We start from the raw sequence: 1,997 nt of genomic DNA, 5'->3' as shown, positions 1-1,997 counted from the left end.
TAAAAAAGAAGATTACTAAATGGGGTAAAGAGATACTTGTTTACTCTGTGTCACAATAAGCTCGAAATTAAAGCATTAGTTTATGCAACCGCAGTGAATAACACTGCGGTAATTTTTTTATTAATTCAGATGCCACTTTTCTAAAATCTCCACAATTCTTTTCCTCGTGCAGAAACCCTCGTTTTTAAACATCAAGCGAAAATATAAAGTTTTCAAGAAATTACTTAAGTTGGTCTTTTTTCTAAAAATGGATAAAGAAAATTCATTTGGATTTTGCATTTCACTGTGATAATCAGAAAGGTTTGTAATCCATTTTTCTAGTACACTCTCATCCATTCCCTTGTCTAAAAGAGCTTCGACTGGATAAATAAGTCGTTCATCTTCATGATCAGTGTAGGCTGCTTCCTTAAGTATGCAGTTACCAATCGTTTTAAGGCAGTCGTCTGCCAAATCCATTTCAAATAGTGGATGCTTGATCGCTTCATCCAATAAATCCGCACCATGAGCAATGCTATGCGCCCAGCCTTTTCCTTCAACAAATCCCCGGGTATCCTTCTCTTTATTTAAATAAAGCAGACTGCTTTCAATTGCGTGGATGACTAACGGATCGGAAAGAAAACGGTCACTGCTGTCTTTACCTAAAATAAGGACAACAACGAGAGAAGAAAATGCTCTTGTGAAAACTGAATCATCTTCGGAGTTACCTAAGTTCAAGAACAAATGCTTCTCATCAAGACATGTTTCGAGTATATAAGTCATTTGTTTTTCATTCAGGTAATCATGCTGAATTAAATAGTAAAAAGAAGTATAGATCAGCTTGTCTCTTAACTCAGAGTCTGTGGAACCAATATGGTCCGCCATTTGCTGAATAAGTTGATTGAGATCCTTATTTTTAATGGTTTCAGGCTGCTTAAAATCAAGATCTTTCAGTTCTTCTTTTAATAAAAGAGCTGTATTTTCCATAATCACCAATCCTAGTTTTTGTTTAAGTATACTTTAACATAATTTTCCTGGATCGACTCTCTAAAGCATTTCAATTTTCATAGTTTATAAATACCCGCAATTAAGGTGGATTTTATGTAACGGCTGAAGGAAGAGCGGTTACGAGTGTGGTAAGGGAATTTAAGCCAGATGTATTTTTAGATGTACACCATCATGGTTTTAATACGAACACGTAGGAAGATTATCGCTACGTACCAATCCAGGTGGCTGCAGTATTAGCTGATCCTTATCCAGATCCATTCAGTGGTAAAGAATACAAAGTGATTAAGATGTTTTAAAGCAGGGAGAAGATGGGAAGGTAAAACGGTTAATGATTAAAATGCAGTTTTTTTCCATAAGCTAAGCCCGGGTGATGAAAATGGAAAAAATACTTTCCATCCTTTTATGGATTGGCTGTATTGGCATGTTATCTTTTGCGTATGAGGATTATCTTCACGCTGAATTTTCATTTCATGAAGACGAGGGAATGATAGCGGGCAAAGGCGTGGGGAAGAATGTGAAAAATATCTATGGCAATTACGATGTTGAAAACGAATATTGGCTGCAGATTAGTGGTGAAAAAATAGTTGTACGAAAAGAGGTTTACGAATCTGTTGAAGCCGATGAAGCAGTAAGGGTGACCAGAACGAAATATGGAACAATGATCGAAAGTCAATAAAACCAGGAAAAAGAAACTCCTTTATCGCGTAACGGATTCGGATATCTATCACAAAAGGTTAATTTGAAATGTAAAAAGGAATGTTTGTTGAATATAAAAATGTTATTGGTTTTGTGGACCAAATGGCTATGCCGGCGATTGGTCCTTTTCTTTTGTGTACATTTATAACCCATTTTTACTTTGAAGGAGTTAAGCCTCTTTTTGTTGAATTTCTTATTAAACTAAAGGACAGGTTAGTTGAACAAAGATTTTACTATATAGACGGGAGAAAATCTCGTTGTTAAGTAACAAGAGCATAATCCGTTAGGGATTAATGCCCTGTTTTGTTGAAATAAAA

At 35.5% G+C, this 1,997-nt stretch carries 2 protein-coding genes; one reads left to right on the top strand and one right to left on the bottom strand.

Annotation, left to right across the window (positions count from 1 at the left end; translation table 11 throughout):
- Positions 1–120 precede the first annotated feature (120 nt).
- A complete protein-coding gene (locus WB217_RS02800; protein ID WP_423990446.1) occupies positions 121–963 on the bottom strand; it encodes a DUF2785 domain-containing protein in 843 nt (280 codons plus the stop codon).
- A 397-nt stretch (positions 964–1,360) separates the two neighbouring features.
- Here WB217_RS02800 and WB217_RS02795 point away from each other — a divergent pair, with 397 nt between their 5' ends.
- A complete protein-coding gene (locus WB217_RS02795) occupies positions 1,361–1,660 on the top strand; it encodes a hypothetical protein (RefSeq protein ID WP_423990444.1) in 300 nt (99 codons plus the stop codon).
- Positions 1,661–1,997: the final 337 nt, after the last annotated feature.

The organism is Mesobacillus sp., assembly GCF_049588175.1.
GTDB lineage: Bacteria > Bacillota > Bacilli > Bacillales > Cytobacillaceae > Mesobacillus.
Note: the sequence above shows the minus strand (reverse complement) of the source record. Positions and strands in the feature narration are given on the sequence as shown.

Bases quoted from the DNA above. Each gene is read 5' to 3' on its own strand.
- WB217_RS02800 (WP_423990446.1), bottom strand. From the start codon at position 963: ATGGAAAATACAGCTCTTTTATTAAAAGAAGAACTGAAAGATCTTGAT.
- WB217_RS02795 (WP_423990444.1), top strand. From the start codon at position 1,361: ATGGAAAAAATACTTTCCATCCTTTTATGGATTGGCTGTATTGGCATG.